The 22,820-nt window shown below is 69.4% G+C and carries 24 protein-coding genes and 1 pseudogene; 11 read left to right on the forward strand and 14 right to left on the reverse strand.

Annotation, left to right across the window (positions count from 1 at the left end):
- Together acnA and A9X04_RS23220 are read left to right on the forward strand one after the other, a co-directional pair.
- A pseudogene (acnA, locus tag A9X04_RS23215) lies at nt 1–308 on the forward strand (aconitate hydratase); the annotation flags it as partial.
- Nucleotides 309–329: 21 nt separating this feature from the next.
- A complete protein-coding gene (locus tag A9X04_RS23220) occupies nt 330–920 on the forward strand; it encodes a TetR/AcrR family transcriptional regulator (RefSeq protein ID WP_067925572.1) in 591 nt (196 codons plus the stop codon).
- A gap of 10 nt (nt 921–930) precedes the next feature.
- Here the strand turns inward: A9X04_RS23220 and A9X04_RS31995 are convergent, their stop codons facing one another.
- From A9X04_RS31995 to trxA, 4 genes are all read right to left on the reverse strand, one after another.
- The gene (locus A9X04_RS31995) at nt 931–1,260 is read right to left on the reverse strand and encodes a helix-turn-helix domain-containing protein (RefSeq protein ID WP_255396499.1); all 330 of its coding nucleotides are present in this window, start codon (nt 1,258–1,260) and stop codon (nt 931–933) included.
- On the reverse strand, nt 1,221–2,849 hold the full coding sequence (locus A9X04_RS23230) for an ABC-F family ATP-binding cassette domain-containing protein (RefSeq protein ID WP_067925576.1): 1,629 nt from the start codon (nt 2,847–2,849) through the stop codon (nt 1,221–1,223). The genes A9X04_RS31995 and A9X04_RS23230 overlap by 40 nt, the downstream gene beginning before the upstream one ends.
- A gap of 21 nt (nt 2,850–2,870) precedes the next feature.
- A complete protein-coding gene (locus A9X04_RS23235; protein WP_067925580.1) occupies nt 2,871–3,680 on the reverse strand; it encodes an enoyl-CoA hydratase in 810 nt (269 codons plus the stop codon).
- 509 nt (nt 3,681–4,189) lie between these two features.
- The gene (gene trxA, locus A9X04_RS23240; protein WP_067925583.1) at nt 4,190–4,543 is read right to left on the reverse strand and encodes a thioredoxin; all 354 of its coding nucleotides are present in this window, start codon (nt 4,541–4,543) and stop codon (nt 4,190–4,192) included.
- Between the two features lie 252 nt (nt 4,544–4,795).
- On the opposite strand from trxA, the gene A9X04_RS23245 reads away from it, so the two are divergent.
- The 3 genes from A9X04_RS23245 to A9X04_RS23260 all read left to right on the forward strand — a co-directional run bounded on the left by A9X04_RS23245 (nt 4,796) and on the right by A9X04_RS23260 (nt 8,332).
- Nucleotides 4,796–6,622: an acyl-CoA dehydrogenase gene (locus A9X04_RS23245; RefSeq protein ID WP_067925586.1), complete on the forward strand. Its 1,827-nt coding sequence runs from the start codon at nt 4,796–4,798 to the stop codon at nt 6,620–6,622.
- 84 nt (nt 6,623–6,706) lie between these two features.
- Nucleotides 6,707–7,492, forward strand: a complete 786-nt coding sequence (locus A9X04_RS23255; RefSeq protein ID WP_197509337.1) for a DUF5666 domain-containing protein — start codon at nt 6,707–6,709, stop codon at nt 7,490–7,492.
- Between the two features lie 105 nt (nt 7,493–7,597).
- The gene (locus A9X04_RS23260; protein ID WP_067925641.1) at nt 7,598–8,332 is read left to right on the forward strand and encodes a DUF5666 domain-containing protein; all 735 of its coding nucleotides are present in this window, start codon (nt 7,598–7,600) and stop codon (nt 8,330–8,332) included.
- Between the two features lie 175 nt (nt 8,333–8,507).
- On the opposite strand, the gene A9X04_RS23265 is transcribed toward A9X04_RS23260, so the two are convergent.
- The 7 genes from A9X04_RS23265 to A9X04_RS23295 are packed head-to-tail and all read right to left on the reverse strand — an operon-like array spanning nt 8,508 to nt 14,758.
- A complete protein-coding gene (locus A9X04_RS23265) occupies nt 8,508–8,855 on the reverse strand; it encodes a metal-sulfur cluster assembly factor (protein WP_055405537.1) in 348 nt (115 codons plus the stop codon).
- Nucleotides 8,830–9,330 (reverse strand): Fe-S cluster assembly sulfur transfer protein SufU, encoded by a 501-nt coding sequence (sufU, locus tag A9X04_RS23270; RefSeq protein WP_067925595.1) that lies wholly within the window; start codon nt 9,328–9,330, stop codon nt 8,830–8,832. The genes A9X04_RS23265 and sufU overlap by 26 nt, the downstream gene beginning before the upstream one ends.
- On the reverse strand, nt 9,327–10,574 hold the full coding sequence (locus tag A9X04_RS23275) for a cysteine desulfurase (protein WP_067925598.1): 1,248 nt from the start codon (nt 10,572–10,574) through the stop codon (nt 9,327–9,329). Before A9X04_RS23275 ends, sufU begins: the two co-directional genes overlap by 4 nt.
- A 2-nt stretch (nt 10,575–10,576) precedes the next feature.
- Nucleotides 10,577–11,362: a Fe-S cluster assembly ATPase SufC gene (sufC, locus tag A9X04_RS23280; RefSeq protein WP_067925601.1), complete on the reverse strand. Its 786-nt coding sequence runs from the start codon at nt 11,360–11,362 to the stop codon at nt 10,577–10,579.
- Nucleotides 11,362–12,519 carry a Fe-S cluster assembly protein SufD gene (gene sufD, locus A9X04_RS23285; protein ID WP_067925604.1) on the reverse strand — a complete coding sequence of 386 codons (1,158 nt, stop codon included), beginning with the start codon at nt 12,517–12,519 and terminating at the stop codon, nt 11,362–11,364. Before sufD ends, sufC begins: the two co-directional genes overlap by 1 nt.
- Nucleotides 12,516–13,973 carry a Fe-S cluster assembly protein SufB gene (gene sufB / locus A9X04_RS23290; RefSeq protein ID WP_067925607.1) on the reverse strand — a complete coding sequence of 486 codons (1,458 nt, stop codon included), beginning with the start codon at nt 13,971–13,973 and terminating at the stop codon, nt 12,516–12,518. The genes sufD and sufB overlap by 4 nt, the downstream gene beginning before the upstream one ends.
- Nucleotides 13,970–14,758, reverse strand: a complete 789-nt coding sequence (locus tag A9X04_RS23295; protein WP_082975196.1) for a metalloregulator ArsR/SmtB family transcription factor — start codon at nt 14,756–14,758, stop codon at nt 13,970–13,972. The genes sufB and A9X04_RS23295 overlap by 4 nt, the downstream gene beginning before the upstream one ends.
- 155 nt (nt 14,759–14,913) lie before the next feature.
- Between A9X04_RS23295 and A9X04_RS23300 the strand changes: the two genes are divergently transcribed.
- A complete protein-coding gene (locus A9X04_RS23300; protein ID WP_067925614.1) occupies nt 14,914–15,204 on the forward strand; it encodes a hypothetical protein in 291 nt (96 codons plus the stop codon).
- 24 nt (nt 15,205–15,228) lie between these two features.
- Here the strand turns inward: A9X04_RS23300 and A9X04_RS23305 are convergent, their stop codons facing one another.
- Complete coding sequence (locus tag A9X04_RS23305) at nt 15,229–16,062, reverse strand: HugZ family protein (protein ID WP_067925644.1); 834 nt, start codon at nt 16,060–16,062, stop codon at nt 15,229–15,231.
- Between the two features lie 47 nt (nt 16,063–16,109).
- Nucleotides 16,110–16,949 carry an NlpC/P60 family protein gene (locus A9X04_RS23310; protein WP_067925617.1) on the reverse strand — a complete coding sequence of 280 codons (840 nt, stop codon included), beginning with the start codon at nt 16,947–16,949 and terminating at the stop codon, nt 16,110–16,112.
- A 2-nt stretch (nt 16,950–16,951) separates the two neighbouring features.
- Here A9X04_RS23310 and mptB point away from each other — a divergent pair, with 2 nt between their 5' ends.
- The 4 genes from mptB (at nt 16,952) to A9X04_RS23330 (ending at nt 21,457) form a co-directional block, all read left to right on the forward strand.
- Nucleotides 16,952–18,652 (forward strand): polyprenol phosphomannose-dependent alpha 1,6 mannosyltransferase MptB, encoded by a 1,701-nt coding sequence (mptB, locus tag A9X04_RS23315; RefSeq protein WP_067925620.1) that lies wholly within the window; start codon nt 16,952–16,954, stop codon nt 18,650–18,652.
- The gene (locus A9X04_RS23320; RefSeq protein ID WP_102417854.1) at nt 18,649–19,584 is read left to right on the forward strand and encodes an ABC transporter ATP-binding protein; all 936 of its coding nucleotides are present in this window, start codon (nt 18,649–18,651) and stop codon (nt 19,582–19,584) included. The genes mptB and A9X04_RS23320 overlap by 4 nt, the downstream gene beginning before the upstream one ends.
- Nucleotides 19,585–19,649: 65 nt before the next feature.
- Nucleotides 19,650–20,360, forward strand: coding sequence for an ABC transporter permease (locus tag A9X04_RS23325; RefSeq protein WP_231980254.1), 711 nt, complete (start codon nt 19,650–19,652; stop codon nt 20,358–20,360).
- A gap of 131 nt (nt 20,361–20,491) precedes the next feature.
- On the forward strand, nt 20,492–21,457 hold the full coding sequence (locus A9X04_RS23330; protein WP_067925629.1) for a heme A synthase: 966 nt from the start codon (nt 20,492–20,494) through the stop codon (nt 21,455–21,457).
- On the opposite strand, the gene A9X04_RS23335 is transcribed toward A9X04_RS23330, so the two are convergent.
- Complete coding sequence (locus A9X04_RS23335; protein ID WP_067925631.1) at nt 21,395–22,054, reverse strand: hypothetical protein; 660 nt, start codon at nt 22,052–22,054, stop codon at nt 21,395–21,397. The genes A9X04_RS23330 and A9X04_RS23335 overlap by 63 nt on opposite strands.
- A gap of 20 nt (nt 22,055–22,074) precedes the next feature.
- Here A9X04_RS23335 and A9X04_RS23340 point away from each other — a divergent pair.
- Nucleotides 22,075–22,820: quinone oxidoreductase (locus tag A9X04_RS23340; RefSeq protein WP_067925634.1), on the forward strand; the 746-nt coding region annotated here is incomplete at its 3' end.

A 22,820-nucleotide genomic window follows, 5' to 3' on the forward strand; every position in this document is an offset into this window, starting at 1 on the left:
CCGAGTCGTTCGAGCGCATCCACCGCTCCAACCTGATCGGCATGGGCGTGATCCCGCTGCAGTTCCCCGAGGGCAAGTCCGCCAAGGAATTGGGGCTGGACGGCACCGAGGTGTTCGACATCACCGGCATCGAGGCGCTCAACGACGGCAAGACGCCCAAGACGGTGCGGGTGAAGGCAGCCAAGGAGTCCGGCGATCCGATCGAGTTCGACGCGGTGGTGCGCATCGACACTCCGGGCGAGGCCGACTACTACCGCAACGGCGGCATCCTGCAGTACGTGCTGCGCAACATGCTGAAGTCGGGCTAAGCAACCGGCCAACTCCGGCCCATGCCAAAAGTCAGTGAGGACCATCTGGCGGCGCGCCGCCGCCAGATCCTCGACGGCGCCCGCCGCTGCTTCGCCGAACACGGCTACGACAGGGCCACCGTGCGGCGGCTGGAACAGGCGATCGGGATGTCGCGCGGCGCGATCTTTCACCACTTCCGGGACAAGGACGCGCTGTTCTTCGCGCTGGCACACGAGGACGCCGAGCGGATGGCCGACGTAGCGTCGCGCGAGGGCCTCATCCAGGTGATGCGCGACATGCTCGCCGCCCCCGACCAGTTCGACTGGCTGGCCACCAGGTTGGAGATCGCGCGCAAGCTGCGCAACGACCCGGACTTCAACCGCGGTTGGGCCGAGCGGTCCGCGGAACTGGCGGCGGCGACGACCGATCGGTTGCGCCGGCAGAAGGAAGCGCAACGGGTGCGTGACGACGTGCCCGGCGACGTGTTGCAGTGCTATCTGGAGTTGGTGCTCGACGGCCTGGTGGCGCGGCTGGCCTCAGGCGAGGACCCGCGGCGGTTGTCCGCCGTGCTCGACCTGGTGGAGAAGTCGGTGCGGCGCAACGAATCCGGGGATTCCGTACCGCGCGAGTAGCGCGGCGACGCTACGCCCGCGCGGTCCGCGACGTGTGGTTGGGGCCACCCCGGCCGCGCATCGTGGTGCCCGCCTGCAGCAGCAGGGCGTGAACCGATCCGTACGATCTGCCGGTGCTGGCCGCCAACGTGCGGATGCTGGCCCCGCCCTCGTAGGCGTTACGCAGCTCGAACAACAATTGCTCGCGGGTCTTCTTCGACCTCTGCAGCGTCCTTTTCATGGATGCCCTCCGCGCCCGAACACGATCGCAAGCACCAAGAGTAAAAAGCCGGCGCCGCCCGCGGGCCGATTTGACCGAAGTCAGGCGAGCTCGATGAGATCCCGGTATTCGTCGGACCAGAAGTCCTCGGTGCCGTCGGGCAGCAGCACCACGCGCTGCGGGTCCAGCGCCTCGGCCGCCCCGGGATCGTGCGTCACCAGGACCACCGCACCCTGATAGCTGCGCAGCGCGTCGAGGACCTGTTCGCGCGAGGCGGGATCCAGGTTGTTCGTCGGTTCGTCGAGCAGCAGCACGTTGGCGGTGGAGGCCACCAGGCCGGCCAGCGCGAGCCGGGTCTTCTCCCCGCCCGACAGGGTGCCCGCCGGCTGGTCGAGTTGCGGGCCGCTGAACATGAACGCGCCCAACAGGCCGCGCAGGTCCTGCTCCCCCGAATCGGGCGCGGCGTGCCGGATGTTCTCCCACACGCTCGCGTCGTTGTCGAGAGTGTCGTGCTCCTGCGCGAAGTAGCCCATGCGCAAACCGTGCCCCGGCTCCAGCCCGCCGGTGTCGGGCTGCTCGGTGCCGGCCAGCAGTCGCAGCAGCGTGGTCTTGCCGGCGCCGTTGAGGCCCAGCACCACCACCCGAGAGCCCCGGTCGATGGCCAGGTCGACGCCGGTGAACACCTCCAGCGAGCCGTACGACTTGCTCAGTCCCTTGGCGACCAACGGTGTGCGCCCGCACGGGGCGGGGGTCGGGAACTTGATGCGCGCCACCTTGTCGGCCACTCGCTCCTCGTCGAGCGCGGCCATCATCCGATCGGCACGGCGCAACATGTTCTGCGCCGCAACGGCTTTCGTGGCTTTGGCGCCCAGCTTGGCCGCCTGCGTGCGCAACGCGGAGGCCTTGCGTTCGGCGTTGGCGCGCTCGCGGCGGCGGCGCTGTTCGTCGGTGGCCCGGGCGTCCAGGTACTTCTGCCAGCCCATGTTGTACACGTCGACCTCGCCGCGCACGGCGTCCAGAAACCACACCCGGTTCACGACGTCGGCGAGCAGCTCGACGTTGTGGCTGATGATCACCAGGCCGCCGGTGTGGCTCCGCAGAAAATCACGCAACCAGCCGATCGAATCCGCGTCCAGGTGGTTGGTGGGCTCGTCGAGCAGCAGCGTGGTCGACGACCCCGCGCCGGTGTTCGACGCGGCGAACAGGATGCGCGCCAGCTCCACCCGGCGGCGCTGCCCACCGGACAGCGTGCGCAGCTTCTGCGTCAGCACCCGGTCCGGCAAGCCGAGGCTCGCGCAGATGCGGCTGGCTTCACTCTCGGCGCCGTAGCCGCCCAACGCGACGAACTGCTCCTCGAGCTGTCCGTAGCGGCGGATGGCGCGGTCGCGGGCGTCGTCGTCGGCGACCTCGGCCATCAACGCCTGCTGCTTTTCCAGGTCGGTGAGCAGCACGTCCAGACCGCGGGCGGACAGGACCCGGTCGCGGGCCAGGACTTCGAGGTCGCCCTCTTTGGGATCCTGTGGCAGATAACCGATTTCACCGGCGCGCGCGACGGATCCCGCATACGGTTCGGTCTCGCCCGCCAGGATGCGCAGGGTGGTGGTCTTGCCCGCGCCGTTGCGACCGACCAGCCCGATGCGGTCGCCGGGCTGCACGCGCAGGTCCGGGCCATCCGGTGAGAGCAGGATGCGCGCACCAGCGCGGACCTCGAGGTCCGTGGCCGTGATCACATCTACTCCCTTGTGTGGTGGCTATTTGTCGTCGGTGAACACCGGCGGCCGCTTTTCCGCGCGCGCGGCAACCGCTTCTTCGAAGTTGGCGGTGAGCAGACGAACGAACAGCTGGCCCAAGCCTTCGGCTTGCATGTGCCCTTCCAGGCTACCGGCGTCCAGTCCACTCCACAGTGTGCGCTTGGTCAACTCGATTCCCGGCCGCGAGAACGCCGCCATCCGCGCCGCAATCGCGTAGCAGGTGTCCAGCAACTGCTCGTCGGGCACCTGGCACGACACCAGCCCGATGCGCTCGGCCTCCTCGGCGGTGACGTCGCGTCCGGTCAGCATGATTTCAAAGGCCCGCGACGAGCCGATGGCCCTGGGCAGGAGGTAGCTCAGCCCCAGTTCGCTGGCGGTCAGGCCGTTGTTGATGCCGGCCGCGCGAAAGTACGCGCAGGTCGAGGCGACCCGGATGTCGCAGGCCAGCGCCAGGCACAGCCCGCCGCCGATGGCCGGGCCGTTGACCGCGGCGATCACCGGCTGGTGGAGGCGCCGCAGCCCCAGGATGACCTCGTCGAGGACCTCCATGGAGCGCAGCGCGTAGGTCGGGCGGGTGAGCCCCTCGACGTGGGGCACCGAGCCCGCGGACTTGTGGTCGGCGCCCGAGGAGAACCCCCGGCCCGCCCCGGTCAGCACGACCACGCGCACCGAATTGTCGTACCGGACCTTCTCGAGGGCCTCTTTGAGCGGCACCATGACGTCGAACGCCATGGAGTTCATCCGCTCGGGGCGATTGAGGGTTATCAGCGCGACGCCGGGCCGCGGGTGCTCTACCAGTACCAAGCTCACCCAAGCAACCTAGCGCGTGGGGTGCGCAGCCCCGACGATGGCGGGATCCTCTAGTTTGGGAGTCAGACTTTGGAGAAATCTCCAAGTTTGTCCACGTGGGCGCACGGGTACAGCAAATCGCCCCTCGTTCTCACGGTTTAGGAAGCTAATGCTCAGAGCACGCATCGAGGGCTTCAAGGAAGCCTGTTTTCTGGTCCTGGGCACGCTAGCTGCTCTGCCGGCCTCACAATTGGGCCTGCGGTACCCCATCCCCCGTCCAGACGCCAGTGCAGTACCCCGCGGCGAGCCGGCTGTCGGTGGGACTTCGTCGCCGACCTCGGCGGCCGTGGGTACGTGGGTCACCACCCCCACAAACACATCGGCAGCGGCGTGGATGCGCCGGGATCCCCCGCCGCATGCCATACCCGTAGAAGGTGCGGGGCACGTCGCGCCGCCGGAGGGTACGCCGATTCCGGCCTCCTGACCGTTCGCTCCCCAGATTCGCGGGATCGCGGGCCTCAGGGCCGGAGCTATTCGGCCTGGCCGGCCTGGGCCGCGTCCACGTCGAATGCCCTGATCTGCTGGACCAGATCTTCGAGGGCCGCGGGCGGCAGCGCGCCGGCCTGATTGAACAGCAGTTTGCCCTTCTTGAAGGCCATCAGCGTGGGGATGGACCGGATCTGGGCGGCCGCGGCCAGCTGCTGTTCGGCCTCGGTGTCGACCTTCGCGTGCACGATGTCGGGATGCTTCTCCGAAGACGCCTGGAAGGTGGGCCCGAACTGGCGGCACGGTCCGCACCACGACGCCCAGAAATCGACGAGGACGATGTCGTTGCCCTCGATGGTTTCGTTGAACTTCTCAGCCGTGAGATCGAGTGTTGTCACATTTGCTCCAACGCCGGAACCCGGCGCGGTGTTCCCGGTCGACGACGGCGGTGCGTGCGCCGCCGGGTCGTCGCAACCGCATCGCCGGATTCGCCTACGGCCCAACGCAACCGCGCGCGCCCGGTTCGGCACGACGACACCGGGTCGTAACCTGCCTGCGGCCCGCCGTAGGTTACGGTTGCGTACGTTTTCCCACGTCGGAGACACTGATGCGGACGATCCGCCGCCTTGAGGACCAGTGAGGGAATCGCGTTGGGCCACTACATCGCAAACGTCCGCGACATCGAGTTCAACCTGTTCAAGGTTCTCGGCGTGGGCGCCGTCCTGGGCACCGGCCCGTACGCCGACCTCGACGAGGACACGGTCCGGACGATCCTGGACGAAGCCGCCCGCCTGGCCGAAGGCCCGGTTGCGGAAACCTTCGCCTTCGCCGACCGCAATCCGCCGGTGTTCGACCCGGCCACCCACACCATCAGCGTGGCGCCCGAGCTGGCCAAGACGGTGGAGACGATCAAAGAGGCCGGCTGGTGGCGGCTGATGCTCGACGAACAGATCGGCGGCATGGCCGCGCCGCCGCCGCTGGCGTGGGGGGTCAACGAAATGATCATCTGCGCCAACCCTTCTGCCAACTTCTTCTGCCTCGGCCCGCTGATGGCGCAGGCGCTGTACGTCGAGGGCAACGAAGAGCAACGGCGCTGGGCCGCCGAGGGTGTGGAGCGTGGGTGGGCGGCCACCATGGTGCTCACCGAACCCGATGCCGGCTCCGACGTCGGCGCGGGCCGCGCCAAGGCCATCGAACAACCCGACGGCACTTGGCATATCGAGGGCGTCAAGCGCTTCATCTCCGGCGGCGACGTGGGTGACACCGCCGAGAACATCTTCCACCTGGTGCTGGCCCGACCGGAGGGCGCCGGCCCGGGCACCAAGGGGCTGAGCCTGTTCTACGTGCCCGAATACCTCTTCGACCCGGAGACGTTTGAACTTGGGCCCCGCAACGGCGTTTTCACGACGGGCGTGGAACACAAAATGGGGATCAAGTCCTCCCCCACATGCGAATTGACTTTCGGCGCAACCGATGTGCCCGCGGTCGGCTACCTGGTGGGCGACGTGCACAACGGGATCGCGCAGATGTTCACCGTGATCGAGCACGCGCGCATGACGATCGGCGTCAAGGCCGCCGGAACCCTGTCCACCGGTTACCTCAACGCGCTGGCCTTCGCCAAGGAACGGGTGCAGGGTGCTGACCTGACGCAGATGTCCGACAAGACCGCGCCGCGGGTCACGATCATGCACCACCCCGACGTGCGTCGCAGCCTGATGACGCAGAAGGCCTACGCCGAGGGCCTGCGGGCGCTCTACATGTATGCCGCTGCCCACCAGGAAGACGCTGTCGCGCAACACGTTTCGGGTGCCGATCACGAGATGGCGCACCGGGTGGACGACTTGCTGCTGCCGATCGTGAAGGGCGTGAGCTCCGAACGGGCCTACGAAGTCCTGACCGAATCGCTGCAGACGCTCGGCGGTTCGGGCTTCCTGCAGGACTACCCGCTCGAGCAGTACATCCGTGATTCCAAGATCGATTCGCTCTACGAGGGCACCACGGCGATCCAGGCGCTGGACTTCTTCTTCCGCAAGATCGTCCGCGATCGTGGCGAGGCGCTGCAGTTTGTGACGGCTCAGATCACCGCGACGATCGACTCCTGCGACGAGGCGCTCAAACCGCAGGCCCAGCTGCTGCAGACCGCGCTCGACGAGGTCACGGCGATGACGGGCGCGTTGACCGGTTACCTGATGTCCGCCGCGCAACATCCGAGTGAAATCTACAAAGTCGGACTCGGATCGGTGCGGTATCTGCTGGCGGTGGGCGATCTGCTCATCGGCTGGCGGCTGCTGGTGCAGGCCGGCGTCGCCAACGCCGCGCTGGCGGACGCGGCCGGCGACGACCTGGCGTTCTACCAGGGGAAAGTGGCGACCGCGGCGTTCTTCGCCAAGAACATGCTGCCGAAGCTCACCTCCCTGCGCAAAGTCATCGAGTCCATCGACGACGACGTCATGCGGGTTTCCGAAAACGCATTCTGAGTGCGCCGGGATTACACACAGGTTAGCTACAGGTTCGGCGGGTAAACCCTTTCGTTGGTCCTGACCACGATTGGAGAAGCGTTGATGTCTGCCAGCAGTCACACGGCTCTATTCACCCGCGTCGCGGTAGTCGCCGTCGCGGGAACCACCGCGTTGTCCATCGCCGCCTGCGGCTCGTCCAACAAGTCCAGTCCGCCGTCGACGTCGACGTCGACGTCCACCGTCACCTCGACCACCACGTCGCCGGCGCCGGCCGCCGGTGAGGCGCGGGTCAGCGGCCTGATCGCCTCGGTGGCGGGCAATTCCGTTCAGGTGACCCACGAGGACAACGCCACCGCCGCCGTGAACTTCACCGCGACGACCAAGGTCACCGAGGTCACCCCGGCCGCACTCACCGACGTCACCACGGGCAACTGCGTCACCGTCCGGCCCACCAAGGAGGCGCAGGGCGGGCAGCAGGTCACCGCGGCGTCGGTGAAGGTCAGCCCGTCGGTCAACGGCACCTGCCCGAAGCCCAAGACGGCGCCCGGTGGTTCGCCCAGCCCCGCCCCGTCCGGTGCGCCGACGCCGCCGCCGGCACAGCCGGCGCCCGTGCAGGGAGCGGTGGCTTCGGTCACCGGTAACACCATCAACGTCACGGGCACCGACCCGAGCGGCAACACCACCCAGACGGCCGTGACGGTCGACGACAAGACCAGGTACATGAAACAGTCGCCGGCCACCACGGACGCGATCGCGCCGGGCAAGTGCCTCACCGCGCGCGGAACCAAGGACAACGGCGGCGCGCTGCAGGCGACCAGCATCAACGTCCGGCCGGCCACCGACGGCAAGTGCGGGGGCCCGGCCAAGCCGCCGCACGCCCACGGCTGATCGCGGCCGCACGAGATTACCGTCACACCAGGCGGGCGCGAGGTGATATCCGCGCCCGCCTGGGTATTCGCTGGCGATGGCCAGCCCGCGTTCGGAGGTGTGTCGATGCCCACCACTTCGGTGAACCGGCGGTTGGCGCGGCTCGCGCTCGTCGCCGTCGTCGCGGTGGTCCTGCTGGGCGTCGCCATGTGCCGGTCGAGTGACACGACCACCGGCACTACCGCCAAACCGGCGGCGGCGGCCGCGGCCCCGCCCAGCGCGGTGCCGCCGAGCGCGGCGCCGTCGGCGGCACCCCCGCCCGTGGGCAAGGACTACGTGGAGGGCATGGTCCAGTCGGTGGCCGGCGACAAGATTCAGCTCAGAACGCGCAGCGGTTCGGCGACCGTGGACTTTGCTCCTGCGACACCGGTCTTCCAGGTTGCCCCGGCCAAGCTCCCAGATGTCACTCCGGGTAGCTGTGTCAACGTGCGAGCCACCCCGCAGAGTTCACCGGCCGCCGGCGTTACCGCGCAGACCGTCATGATCACGGCGCCCGTCGACGGCAAGTGCCCGCCGCCGGCCGGCTTCTACGGCACGGTCGCGTCGGTGTCGGGAAACACGATTGCCGTCAACGGGATTGGGCCGGGCGGCCCCACCACGGTGGCGGTCACCGACGCGACGTCCTACAAGAAGCAGACGATCAGCAACACCCAGGCGATCACGAACGGCACGTGCATGGGGGCCCAGGGAACGAACGACGGAGGGGCGCTGCAGGCGACGACAATCAGCCTGCAGACGTGTCCGCCGATGGGGCGCCCGCACCACCACCTGCACCTGCCCCATCTGCCCTTCCACCTTTAGCGGCGATCGCAAGCGCGGCGAAGCCGGGCGCAGCGGGTCGCCGCCATCGGGCCTAGCGGTGATCGCAGCGCGGCGAAGCCGGGCGCAGCGGGTCGCGCCATCAGGCCTAGCGGTGATCGCAGCGCGGCGAAGCCGGGCGCAGCGGGTCGCCGCTATGTGTTGGCCGGGCCAGCGTTCAGACGGTGAAGCCGAGGGCGCGCAGCTGCTCGCGTCCGTCCTCGGTGATCTTGTCCGGACCCCAGGGCGGATTCCACACCCAGTTGATCCGCAGATCGTCGACCAGCCCGCTGCTGACGAGCGCGCTGCGGGACTGGTCCTCGATGACGTCGGTCAGCGGGCAGGCCGCCGAGGTCAGCGTCATGTCGAGCAGGGCGACGGTGCCCTCGTCGCCCTCCTCCACGTTGAGGCCGTACACCAAACCGAGATCGACGACGTTGATGCCCAATTCGGGGTCGACGACGTCGCGCATCGCCTCCTCGAGGTCGGCAAGAAATTCGTCACCCGGTGCGGCGGTCTCGCTCATCCTTCTCCTCCTCGAAGTCGGCGCCCCTGTCCGCGCAAGCCTGGGCCAATGCGTCCTTGAACGCCATCCAGCCCAGCAGAGCGCATTTCACCCGGGCCGGGTATTTGGCCACCCCGGCGAACGCGATGCCGTCGCCGAGGACGTCCTCGTCGCCCTCGACGGTGCCGCGCGAGGACACCATCTCGGTGAATGCGGCGACGGTGTCGAGCGCCTCCGGCACGGTCTGCCCGATCACCTGCTGGGTCAGCACCGAGGTGGCCGCCTGGCTGATCGAGCAGCCTTGGCCGTCATAGGAGACGTCCGCGACGCGCTGACCGTCGTCGGACAGGGCGACCCGCAGGGTCACCTCGTCACCGCAGACCGGGTTGACGTGATGGACCTGCGCGCCGAACGGCTCCCGCAGCCCGCGGTGCTGCGGATGCTTGTAATGGTCCAGGATCACGTCCTGATACATCTGCTCGAGGCGCACCGTCATTCTCTCCCAAAGAATTCGAGCGCGCGTCGCACGCCGGCCACCAGTCGCTCGACCTCGTCGGCGGTGTTGTACACGGCGAACGACGCCCGGGCGGTCGCCGCCAGCCCGAACCGGCGGTGCAGCGGCATCGCGCAATGATGCCCCACCCGCACCGCGACGCCGTCGTCGTCGAGCACCTGCCCGACGTCGTGCGCGTGCACCCCGTCCACGATGAACGAGACGGGCGAGCCCCGGTTCTCCATCGTGGTCGGGCCGACGATCCGCACGCCGTCGATGCGCGAGAGCCCGTCGATGGCCGCGGCGACCAGCTCGCGCTCGTGCGCCTCGACCGCGTCCATGCCGATGCCGCCCAGATACCGTGCGGCAGCACCCAACCCGACAACCTGGGAGGTCATCGGCGTGCCGGCCTCGAACCGTTGCGGCGCCGGCGCGTAGGTGGACGCCTCCATGGTCACCGTTTCGATCATCGACCCCCCGGTGAGGAAGGGCGGCAGTTCCGACAGCACCTCGCGACGGGCATAGAGCACGCCGACCCCGTTGGGGGCCAGCATCTTGTGCCCGGAGAACGCGGCGAAGTCGACGTCGAGCGCGTGCAGGTCCACGGGCTGGTGCGGCACCGACTGGCAGGCGTCCAGCACTGTCACCGCCCCCACCGCCCGGGCGCGGCCGACCAGTTCGGCCACCGGCGCCACCGCGCCTGTCACGTTCGAGTGGTGGCTGAAGGCAACGACTTTCACGCGCTCGTCGAGTTCCAGCGAGTCCAGGTCGATGCGCCCGTCTTCCGTGACGCCGTACCAGCGCAGCGTGGCGCCGGTGCGACGGGCCAGCTCCTGCCACGGGACGATGTTGGCATGGTGCTCGAGTTCGGTGGTGACGATGACGTCACCCTCACCGAGGGCGCGCTCAAACCTGTTGTCCCCCAGCACGTATGACGCCAGGTTGAGCGCCTCGGTGGCGTTGCGGGTGAACACCAGTTCGTCGGCACCGGCGCCGACGAACGCCGCGATGTCGGCGCGGCCCTGCTCGTAGGCGTCGGTCGCCTCCTCCATCAGCTGGTGCGCACCACGATGCACCGCGCCGTTGGAGGTGATCAGGAACTCGCGCTCGGCGTCGAGCACCTGCAGCGGGCGCTGCGACGTCGCGCCGGAATCCAGGTACGCTAACTGCTTTCCGCCGCGCATCACGCGCTTCAAGATGGGGAAGTCGGCGCGGATCGCGTCGACGTCCAGTGCTGTCCCCGCCATGGTTACGCCCCTGCGGCCGCCGCCGCTTCGGTGAAGCGCACGTAGCCGTTCTCCTCGAGTTCGTCGGCCAGCTCCGGACCGCCGGATTCGACGATCCGGCCACCGACGAAGACGTGCACGAACTGCGGGCGGATGTAGCGCAGGATCCGGGTGTAGTGGGTGATCAACAGGATGCCGCCGTGCTCGGCCTCGGCATAGCGGTTGACGCCCTCGCTGACCACCCGCAGCGCGTCGACGTCCAGGCCGGAGTCGGTCTCGTCGAGGATGGCGATCTTCGGCTTGAGCAGCCCCAGCTGCAGGATCTCGTGGCGCTTCTTCTCGCCACCGGAAAACCCTTCGTTGACACTGCGTTCGGCGAACGCCGGGTCGATGTCGAGGTCGGCCATGGCGGCCTTGACCTCCTTGACCCAGTGCCGCAGTTTCGGCGGCTCGCCGCGGACGGCGGTCGCCGCGCTGCGCAGGAAGTTCGACATCGACACACCCGGGACCTCGACGGGGTACTGCATGGCCAGGAACAGGCCGGCGCGGGCGCGCTCGTCGACGCTCATGTCCAGCACGTTCTGGCCGTCGAGCGTGATCGACCCGGACGTCACCCGGTACTTCGGGTGACCGGCGATCGCGTAGGACAGTGTGGACTTGCCTGACCCGTTGGGCCCCATCACCGCATGCGTCTCACCGGATTTCACGGTCAAATTGACGCCGTTGAGGATGGGGATCTCGCGGCTTCCCTCGGGGGCGTTGGGGTCTTCGACGCTGACGTGCAGGTCCTTGATTTCCAAAGTCGTCATTATGCCGTTGTCTTCTCCGTGATTTCCAGTTCGTGTTCGATGGCGGCGGTCAGGCGTTCCCGGATGTCGGGCACGGCGATCTTCGAGATGATCTCGCCGAAGAAGCCGCGCACCACCAGCCGTCGCGCCTGGTCTTCGGGGATGCCGCGGGCCCGCAGGTAGAACAGTTGCTCGTCGTCGAAACGCCCCGTGGCACTGGCGTGTCCGGCGCCGACGATCTCGCCGGTCTCGATCTCCAGGTTGGGCACCGAGTCGGCGCGCGCCCCGTCGGTGAGCACCAGGTTGCGGTTCACCTCGAAGGTCTCGGTGTCGGTGGCCTCGGCGCGGATCAGCACGTCGCCCACCCAGACGGTGTGCGCGTCGGGCCGCTGCGACGACGGATCCCCTTGCAGCGCTCCCTTGTAGAGCACGTTGGACTTGCAGTTGGGCTGCGCGTGGTCGACCAGCAGCCGCGATTCCAGGTGCTGCCCGTCGTCGGCGAAGTACAAGCCCAGCAGCTCCGCGTCCCCTCCCGGGGCGGCGTATCGCACGTTGGCCGACATCCGCACCAACTCGCCGCCCAGGGTGACGGCGACGTGCCGCAGCACCGCGTCCTTACCCAGCCTGGCGTGGTGCGCGCTCACGTGCACCATGTCGTCGGCCCAGTCCGCGACCCACACCACGGTGAGCCGGGCGGCGTCGCCGACGATGAATTCGACGTTGTCGGCGTAGGTTCCGCTCCCCCGGTGGTCGATCACCACGACCGCCTCGCCGAGTTCGGCGACGCTGATCTGCAGGTGCCCGTAGGCGACGGCCCCCTCCCCGGGGCCCGTCACAGTGATGTTGACCGGCTCGGCGATCCGCGTGTCCCGCCCGACGCTCACCAGCGTCGCGGAATTGAACGACGAAAACGCTTGCGCGGCAACCCGATCGGCGGGTACACCGCCGCGGCCCAGCCGCTCGTCACCACGTCGGACGGTCTCGACCTGCACGCCGGACAGTTCGCTGACGCTGATCTGCGCCTTGCCGGTGGCCTGGGCCGAGCCGTCGTGCAGCCCCCGGAGTCGCCGCAGCGGGGTGAACCGCCAGATCTCGTCGCGCCCGCTGGGCACCTCGAAGGCATCCACGTCGAAGGACGCGAACAACTCACCCTTGTTCAGGGCAGCAGCAGCCGTCATCCGACCGCGCCCTCCATCTGCAGCTCGATGAGCCGGTTGAGCTCCAGCGCGTACTCCATGGGCAGTTCCTTGGCGATCGGTTCGACGAAGCCGCGCACCACCATCGCCATCGCCTCGTCCTCGGTCAGCCCGCGGCTCATCAGGTAGAACAGCTGGTTGTCGCTGACCTTGGACACGGTGGCCTCGTGGCCCATCGTGACGTCGTCCTCGCGGATGTCGACGTAGGGATAGGTGTCGCTGCGGCTGATCGTATCGACCAGCAGCGCATCGCATTTCACGCTGGAGCGCGAACCGTGCGCGCCCTTGTTCACCTGCACCAGGCCGCGGTAGGAGGTGCGGCCGCCGCCGCGGGCCACCGACTTGGAGACGATGTTGCTCGACGTGTTGGGCGCCAGGTGCAGCATCTTGGCGCCGGCGTCCTGGTGCTGGCCCTCGCCGGCGAAGGCGACCGACAACACCTCACCCTTGGCGTGCTCCCCGGTCATCCACACCGCCGGGTACTTCATGGTCACCTTGGACCCGATGTTGCCGTCGACCCACTCCATGGTGGCGCCGGCCTCCGCGCGGGCCCTCTTGGTGACCAGGTTGTAGACGTTGTTCGACCAGTTCTGGATGGTGGTGTAACGGCAACGGCCGCCGGGCTTGACGATGATCTCCACCACCGCCGAGTGCAGCGAGTCCGACGTGTAGATGGGCGCGGTGCAGCCCTCCACGTAATGCACGTAGGCGTTTTCGTCGACGATGATCAGCGTCCGCTCGAACTGACCCATGTTCTCGGTGTTGATCCGGAAGTAGGCCTGCAGCGGGATGTCGACGTGCACGCCCGGCGGGACGTAGATGAACGAACCACCGCTCCACACCGCGGTGTTCAGGGCGGAGAACTTGTTGTCCCCCGCCGGGATGACGGTGCCGAAGTACTGCTGGAAGAGCTCGGGATGTTGCCGCAGACCCGTGTCGGTGTCGACGAAGATGACGCCCTGGGACTCCAGGTCCTCGCGGATCTGGTGGTAGACCACCTCGGACTCGTACTGCGCCGCGACACCGGCGACCAGGCGCTGCTTCTCGGCCTCCGGGATGCCCAGCCTGTCGTAGGTGTTGCGGATGTCCTCGGGCAGGTCATCCCATGAGGCGGCCTGCTTCTCGGTGGACCGCACGAAGTATTTGATGTTGTCGAAGTCGATGCCGGACAGGTCCGAGCCCCAGTTCGGCATCGGCTTGCGGTCGAAGATCCGCAGCGCCTTCAGTCGCGTCTGCAGCATCCAGTCGGGTTCGTCCTTCTTCCCCGAGATGTCGCGGACCACCGCCTCGGACAGCCCGCGCTGCGCGCTGGCTCCCGCGACGTCCGAGTCCGCCCAGCCGTAGCCGTAGCGGCCCAACGAGGCGATGGCCTGCTCCTGGGTCAACGGCCCGTCTGCCGTCTTGATGGCCTGCTGGGCCTCGGGCGTGAGGGTCATAACGACGCTCCTTCGATGCTCGTGGTGTCGCGACGCGGGCTGGGCGCCGGGGTCAGTGGTACGTGGGTGGTGCAGGCGCAGTTGCCGTTGACGATGGTCGCCAACCGCTGCACGTGGGTCCCGAGTACCTCGGCCATGGCCTGCTGCTCGGCTTCGCACAGCTCCGGGAATTCCTCGGCGACGTGCGACACCGGGCAGTGGTGCTGGCAGATCTGCACGCCGTGGATCGGGCCGCCGACACGTGCGGTGGTGGCGACGTAACCCGCCTTGGTGAGCGCACCGGCCACGCGCTCGGCGGCGGCCTCGACTTCGGCGTCGTCATCGCTGCCGGCGGCCGGCACGCCGCCCAGGATCGCGTCGACGCGCCGCCGGGCGAACGTGCGGACGGCGTCCTCCCCGCCGATCTCGCGCAGCTGCCGCATGGCCGCCACCGCCAGGTCGTCGTAGGCGTGCTCGAGCTTGGCGCGGCCCGCCGCCGTCAGCCGGAAACGCTTGGCTGGGCGGCCGCGCCCCGCCTGCTGCCAGGCCGCGGCGGGTACCGACTCGGCGTCGCCCGCCTCGATCAGTGCGTCGAGGTGGCGACGCACGCCGGCGGCCGCCAGCCCGAGCCGGTCGCCGATCTCACCGGCGGTGATCGATCCGGACTCCAGTAGCAGGCGCACGATGGCGCGGCGGGTGTGACCATCCCGTGCCGCCGCGGCCGCCACGCTCACGGCGGCGTCGTCGATGGCGGTCCGGATTTTCACAACACCAGTGTGACGCAATTCCGGGGATCGGTCTACCAAGGGTGCCCTGAGCGGCGGTTGCGCTGGTCACACTACGCCCACGGCGAAAGACCATTGGCACCGACGATGGGACCTTCGCCCGTAGTACGCGGCCCACCGCGCCGAATAGCGTCGGCGGCGGTAGTGAAGGAATCAACCCCAGGAAAGGAACTGGCATGCCTGACACGACTGAATCAACGTCCATCGCATCGCGTTCGACCGACCTGCTCGACGAGGTACGCGAATCGGCCAAAGCCGGCCAGCACGCCGCGGCGGAGGCGCTTCGGGCGTTCCACAAGACCCTCGACGACGCAATCCCGGAGGCGGTGCAACCGCTGCGCACCAGGATTGTCGACGCCGCCATCGAACTGGCCGACAAGCTTGTCGCCGCCCAGTATCAGTTCAACCGCAGGCTGGTCGCGACCGCGGACCGGGCGTTGAGCAAGGCCGACGGCGAAGAGAAGTAGCCAGGAACGGGGGCGCGTGGCGGATCAGACGCTTTGCTGCGCGCCCCCTTCGGCTATAGCCGAAGCCGCGTCGCGGGCTAATCCCGCTGTGGCCGAACGCAATTCGTCGGCGGAATCCAGCCGTGCGGAAAACCCGACCCGGGCGTAGGCCACGCCGCGGGGGGTGTGCACCCGCAGGTCCAGGCCGTAGCGGTCGACGCCCGTACACAGTGCGGTATCGGTGTCGGGGTAGCCGCCGAAGATTCGGGCCATGGCAGCCAGGGCGTCGGCGTGATCGGCGTTGAGATGCGCGACGGCCCTGGCGGCCACCGGCGCAACCGGGTCGGGAGCAGCGGCGGCGTACTGATCGCCGGTGGCCGAGTCCATCCGGCCGTACCCGCCCACCCACCGCAACCGCTGAATCCTCAGGACCCAGAGGCTGAAGTCGCTGAAGTCCAGGTAGTACCGGGCAGCGGGGACCGCGGCCAGGTATGCCGCCCGGGCGTCGTCGTACGCCGAACCCGTGGGCTTCGCAACCAGCCCGGCGAGGGTGATCCGGCTGCCGGCCAGCGGGTCGGTGTCGCCGCTCGCCGCCACGATCGACAGGCTGGCCCTCGGGTCGCGCGCGAGGTTACGGCCGTGCTCGGCCAGGCTCGAGACGCAGAGCACGGGCATGCCGTCCAGCAGTCCGTAGGCCACCAACGACGCCCACGGGTCGCCGCCGTCGGCGGTCAACGTGGCCAGCGTGGCGGCGTTGGTGGCGGCGGCGATGGTGCGGGCCTGCTCCGCCGCGGACGGGCGGGCGTCGTTGGCCGGCGGGTACAGGGGTGGCGGCACGGAGGGTGCGTCCCCGGGGTCGCCATGGTCGCGAATCGCCACGAACGAGAGGCTACGCGTGAGCAATCCCGATCCGCCGTGGACTGGTCTCAGCCGATCGGCCGCCACGCGCCGATTGCGGCGTCCCGGTACCAGCCGACCCGGTCCCGGACCTGGACTCCGCTGAGGTTCTGGGCGCTGACCCGGCTGTCGATGATGTGGTCGTCGTCGACGTAAATGACCACGTGCGAGGCCTGGTTGGCATTTCCGTTGGGGTGCAAGTAGATCAAGTCCCCAAGCTGGAACGGCCCCTCTGTCGGGATGCGCCGGCCCATCGGACCGGCGGTGCCGTCGGCTTGTTGGTGGACATTGCCGCCGAACTTGATGCCCAGACCGTAGTTGTAGACCCAAGCGGTGAAGTTCGAACAGTCCAGGCCTCGTCCGGGACCCCAGGCCGTCAGCCTGGGCGGAGCGTCGGCATCGGGATTCTCCTCGGACACACCGGCATACGTCGGGGCCGGTGGCTCCCAGCCGGGGATGTGATGGTGGCGGTATTGCAGCCCCAGCGGGTTGCCGGGCGCGTAGATGTAGCGCATCGCCACCGCGAGGATCCGTTCCCGCTTCCAGGTCGCCGGATCGCACCGCGCATCCTGCGGAATGCTCGGCGGCGGCAGGGTTTTTGCGCGCGGTCCCCATCCCCGGTTCACGTATTGGCCCTCGGCATCGGTGCGGTACCACTGGGCCGGCGGGTCGTCGGTTTGCGGCAGCGCGTCGCGGCCGGCGAAATCCGCCGTCAATGATCCCCAGGTGCAGGAAAAGCGGTAGGACACCTCACCGTGGTCGCCACGGGCCGGCCCGGCCGGCGTCCAGGTCGGAGCCGCCAGGCACAGCACCGCCGTGACGGCGACGGCGAGCCGGCGGGCGGGGAGCCCCCGGCAGCTAAGCTGCACGGATGGCAGCCCGCCACCACGCGCTGAGCTCATCGATCGCCAGCCTGCATGGCGACGAGCAAGCGGTGGGCACGCCGCTGAACGATACCGAGCTCACCGCCCTGCAGCGCACCCGACTGTTCGGCGCCACCGGCACCGTCCTGATGGCCATCGGCGCGCTGGGCGCCGGGGCCCGGCCCGTCGTGCAGGACCCCACCTTTGGGGTGCGGCTGCTCAACCTGCCGTCCCGGATCCAGACGGTGTCGTTGACGATGACGACCACCGGCGCGGTCATGATGGCGCTGGCCTGGCTGATGCTCGGCCGATTCGCGCTGGGTAGCAGGAGGATGTCGCGCGGCGACCTGGACCGCACCCTGCTGCTGTGGATCCTGCCCCTGCTGATCGCGCCGCCGATGTACAGCAAGGACGTCTACTCCTACCTGGCCCAGAGCCAGATCTCCCTGGAGGGCCTCGACCCCTACCGGGTCGGCCCCGCCTCCGGGCTGGGCCTGTCGCACGTGTTCACGCTGTCGGTCCCCACGCTGTGGCGCGAGACGCCGGCGCCCTATGGTCCGCTGTTCCTGTGGATCGGGCGCGGCATCTCGGCGGTCACCGGGGAGAACATCGTCGCCGCCGTGCTGTGTCACCGGCTGGTCGAGCTGCTCGGCGTGGGGCTGATCGTGTGGGCGACTCCCCGGCTGGCCCGGCGCTGCGGCGTGGCCGAGGTGAGCGCGCTGTGGCTGGGCGCGGCCAATCCGCTGCTGATCATGCACCTGGTCGCCGGGGTCCACAACGAGGCGTTGATGCTCGGGCTGATGCTGGCCGGGGCCGAGTTCGCGCTGCGGGGAATCGACTCGCCGCGGCTGCGGCCGGCCTCCTGGCGGCCCGGCGCGGATTGGGAGCCGTTGGGCATGCTGCTGGCCGGCGCCGTGCTGATCACGCTGTCGTCGCAGGTGAAGCTGCCGTCGTTGCTGGCACTCGGGTTCGTCACGATGGCGCTGGCCTACCGCTGCGGGGGGACCCTGCGTGCCCTGCTGCTGGCGGGCGGCGCGATGACGGTGCTGTCGCTGGCCGTCATGGCGGTCGTCGGCCGGGCCAGCGGGCTCGGGTTCGGCTGGATCTTCACGCTCGGGACCGCCAACGTGGTGCGCAGCTGGTTGTCGCCGCCGACGCTGCTGGCCCTGGGCACCGGGCAGGTGGGGATCCTGCTGGGACTCGGCGATCACACCACCGCGGTGCTGGGGCTCACGCGCTTTATTGGTGTGCTGATCATCACGGTGATGGTGGGCTGGCTGCTGGTGGCCGTCTTCCGCGGCCGCCTGCACCCGATCGGTGGACTGGGCGTGGCGCTGGGCGTCACCGTGCTGTTGTTTCCCGTCGTGCAGCCCTGGTACCTGCTCTGGGCGATCATCCCGTTGGCCGCCTGGGCGACCCGCAGCGGATTCCGGGCGGCGGTGATCGTCATGACCCTGGTCGTCGGCATCTTCGGGCCGACGGCCAACGGGGACCGCTTCGCGTTGTTCCAGATCGTCGACGCCACCCTGGCCAGCACCGTCATCGTGGCGGCGCTCATCGCGCTGACCTACACCCGACTGCCGTGGCGGCGGCTGCCGGCCGAGGACGTCGAAACGCCGCCGGAGCCCGTCGCGACCGCGCCGGAACAGGCCACCCGGGCCACCCCTCGCTCCCAGGCGCTGCCCGACGCCTACGCTGATTCCACGTGAGCTCGGACGTTCCTGAAACAGTCGTGCGACTGCGCGGGGTGAGCAAGCACTACGGATCCACCACGGCCGTTGCCGATCTCGACCTCGAGGTGCACGCCGCCGAAGTGCTCGCCCTGCTGGGCCCCAACGGGGCCGGCAAGACCACGACGGTCGAAATGTGCGAGGGCTTCGTGCGACCGGACGCCGGCACCATCGAGGTGCTCGGGCTGGACCCGATCGCGGACAACGCCCGCCTGCGCACCCGCATGGGGGTCATGCTGCAGGGCGGCGGCGGCTACCCCAGCGCCCGCGCCGGCGAAATGCTCAACCTGGTCGCCTCCTACGCCGCAGACCCGCTTGACCCGGCGTGGCTGCTGGACACCCTGGGCCTCACCGACGCCGCTCGCACCACCTACCGCCGGCTGTCCGGCGGGCAGCAGCAGCGGCTCGCACTGGCGTGCGCGCTGGTCGGCCGGCCGGAGCTGGTCTTCCTCGACGAGCCGACCGCGGGCATGGACGCGCACGCCCGGCTGCTGGTGTGGGAACTGATCGACGCGCTGCGCCGCGACGGTGTGACGGTGGTGCTGACCACCCACCAGCTCAAGGAGGCCGAGGAGCTCGCCGACCGGCTGGTCATCATCGACCACGGCTCGACCGTGGCCGCCGGCACTCCCGCCGAGCTGATGCGCGCGGGCGCCAAGGACGAGTTGCGGTTCACCGCGCCGCCGCGGCTCGACCTGTCGCTGTTGACCGCCGCCCTGCCGGAGGAATACCGGGCCAGCGAGGTGACGCCGGGCGAATATCTGGTCGAGGGCCCGGTCGACCCGCAAGTGCTGGCCACCGTCACGGCATGGTGCGCGCGGATCGACGTGCTGGCCACCGACATGCGCGTCGAGCAGCGCAGCCTCGAGGACGTGTTCCTCGACCTCACCGGCAGGAAGTTGCGGCAGTGACCGAATCGAGCGTCTTCCCTTCGGGAACCTTCACACCCGACCCGCGGCCCGCTCCCGTGCCGCGGATGCTGGCCGCCCAGTTCGACCTGGAGCTCAAGCTGCTGCTGCGCAACGGCGAGCAGCTGCTGCTGACCATGTTCATCCCGATCACGCTGCTGGTCGGGCTCACGCTCTTACCGCTCGGGTCGTTCGGCCACAACCGCGCCGCCACGTTCGTCCCCGTCATCATGGCCCTCGCGGTGATCTCGACCGCGTTCACCGGGCAGGCCATCGCCGTCGCCTTCGACCGCCGCTACGGCGCGCTCAAGCGGCTGGGGGCCACCCCGCTGCCGGTCTGGGGCATCATCGCCGGCAAGTCGCTGGCCGTGGTCACTGTGGTGTTCTTGCAGGCAATCCTGTTGGGCACCATCGGTTTTGCGCTGGGGTGGCGGCCGGCCCCGGCCGCACTGGCGTTGGGCGCCGCGGTCATCGCGCTGGGCACCGCGGGCTTCGCGGCCCTCGGGCTGCTGCTCGGCGGCACGCTGCGCGCCGAGATCGTGCTCGCCGTCGCCAACCTGCTGTGGTTCGTCTTCGCCGGCCTCGGCGCGCTGACCGTGGAGAGCGGGATGATCCCGGCGGGGGTCAAGTGGGCGGCCCGGCTCACCCCCTCCGGCGCGCTCACCGAGGCGCTGTCGCGGGCGATGGCGCTGTCGGTGGACTGGTTCGGCGTCGTGGTCCTGGCGGTGTGGGGCGTGCTCGCCGCGCTGGCCGCGCGGCGCTGGTTCCGCTTCACGTGACGGTTTCGGCGCCCGCCTCTCACGACACGTAAACCACGCACACGACACGCCGAGGCGGGTGTACGTGGTTTATGTCTCGTGACGCCAGGGCTTACTACAGGACGTAGTTTTCGTTGGCCTACCATCGGGCCATGCTCGGACGAACGCTGATGCGGTTGGTGGACCTGCTCCCCAACCCGAGCGTGCGTGTCCAGCGCCTCGTCGCCGCGGCCGTCGTCCTCACGCAGGGCGGCATCGCCGTCACCGGGGCGATAGTCCGCGTCACCGCGTCGGGCTTGGGTTGTCCCACCTGGCCGCAATGCTTTCCGGGCAGCTTCATCCCGGTAGCGCACGCCGAGGTGCCGCGCATCCATCAGGCGGTCGAGTTCGGCAACCGCATGATCACCTTCGCGGTGGTCGTCGCGGCGGCGCTGGCCGTGCTGGCCGTGACCCGGGCCCGGCGACGCCGGGAAGTCCTGGTCTATGCGTGGCTGATGCCGGTGTCGACGGTGGTTCAGGCGGTGATCGGCGGCATCACCGTGCGCACCGGGCTGCTGTGGTGGACGGTGGCCATCCACCTGCTGACCTCGATGACGATGGTGTGGCTGTCGGTGTTGCTCTACGTCAAGATCGGTGAGCCCGACGACGGGGTGCCGCAGCGGCGGGTGCCCCTGCCGCTGCGCGGACTGACGGCGCTGATCGGCCTGGATCTGGCGGTGGTGCTGGTCACCGGCACGCTGGTGACGGCCGCCGGCCCGCACGCGGGTGACCGCAGCCCCACCCGGACGGTGCCCCGCCTCGAGATCGCGGTCGACACCCTGGTGCACGCGCATTCCTCGCTGCTGATCGCCTACCTCGCCCTGCTGGTCGGGCTCGGCTTCGGGTTGCTGGCCGTGCACGCCTCGCGGCCGATCCTGCGGCGGCTGATCGTGCTGCTCGCACTGGTGTGCGCGCAGGCCGCCGTCGGCACGGCCCAGTACTTCACCGGGGTGCCCGCCGCCCTGGTCGCCCTGCACGTGGCCGGCGCCGCGGCGTGCACCGCCGCGACCGCGGCGCTATGGGCCTCCATGCGGGAACGGTCGCGAGAGCGGGCCGAGCCCGAGCCGCTCGCAAGCTGACTCCGCGGCGAGCGCGAAGTCGCGCTCGCCGCGCTCGCGGGTGGCAACGTCCAGGTGCTGCCAGCCCAGCGACGGCGCGACGAGGTCAAGCCGCACCAGCGCTTCACCGCTCACGTCGGCGCGCGCGTACAGCAGCTCGCGTGGATCGATCCCGGAGCGGTCGGCGGCCGACGCGATCGCGGCGTAACCGAGGTCCCACGATTCGAACTCCAGGTCGACCGGCCAGGAGTGCGACCGCTTGCCGCCCAGGAAGATCAGCGCCGCCTGCGCCGTCCCACCCGGCCGGGTCGGGACCCCGTCGTTCTCAAGGTCGCGCAGATACCGCTCATCGAGGTTCCAGGCGACCGCGTCGGGCGGGTTGAGCAGGTGGCGCACCCGGCGGGTCCAGGTCAGGAATTCGTCGCGCCGTTGGTCGTCCGCGGGCGCGCGCAGGATGACCAGGTCGGCGCGCACGGTATCGGGGTCGTCCCACTCCAGCCAACGGGCGTGCAGTCCGCGGGCGCGCAGCGCTGGGACCAGGCCGGCGTCCTCGGGATCGTCGCCGGGCCCCGCCAGCACGATGCGGGGATGGAAGATGTCCGGGCGGGCGAGTTTCATGGCCCGGGCATGATAAGCACATGCACGCAATCGAAGTCAGCGAAACCGGCGGCCCCGAGGTGCTGCGCTACGTCGACGCGCCACAACCGTCGCCCGGTTCCGGCGAGGTGCTGATCAAGGCCGAGGCCATCGGCGTCAACTACATCGACACCTACTTCCGCTCGGGGCAGTACCCGCGCGAGCTGCCGTTCATCCTCGGCTCGGAGCTGTGCGGGACCGTCGCCGCGATCGGTGACGACGCCGAGGGGTTCCGCGTCGGCGACCGGGTGGTCAGCGCGTCGGCGTCCGGCGGTTATGCCGAGTACGCTACGGCCCCAGCGTTTTTGACGGCACACGTGCCGGACGGGGTGGGTTCCGACGTGGCCGCGTCGGTGCTGCTGAAGGGCCTGACCGCGCACTACCTGCTGAATTCGGTCTATCCGGTGCAGGCCGGCGACACGGTGCTGGTGCACGCCGGCGCGGGCGGTGTCGGGCTGATCCTGACGCAGTGGGCCCGCCTGCTCGGCGCGCGGGTCATCACCACGGTCTCCACGCCGGAGAAGGCCCGGCTGTCCAGGCAGGCCGGCGCCGACGAGGTGTTGTCCTATCCGGAGGATGCCGAGGAGTTCGGCCGGCAGATCCGCGGACTCACCGACGGGGCCGGTGTGGAGGCCGTGTACGACGGCGTCGGCGCCAGCACCTTCGAAGCGAGCCTGGCCAGCCTGGCCGTGCGCGGCACGCTGGCGCTGTTCGGGGCGGCCAGCGGACCCGTTCCGCCGTTCGATCC

It is taken from the genome of Mycobacterium sp. E3247 (assembly GCF_001667785.1).
GTDB lineage: Bacteria > Actinomycetota > Actinomycetes > Mycobacteriales > Mycobacteriaceae > Mycobacterium.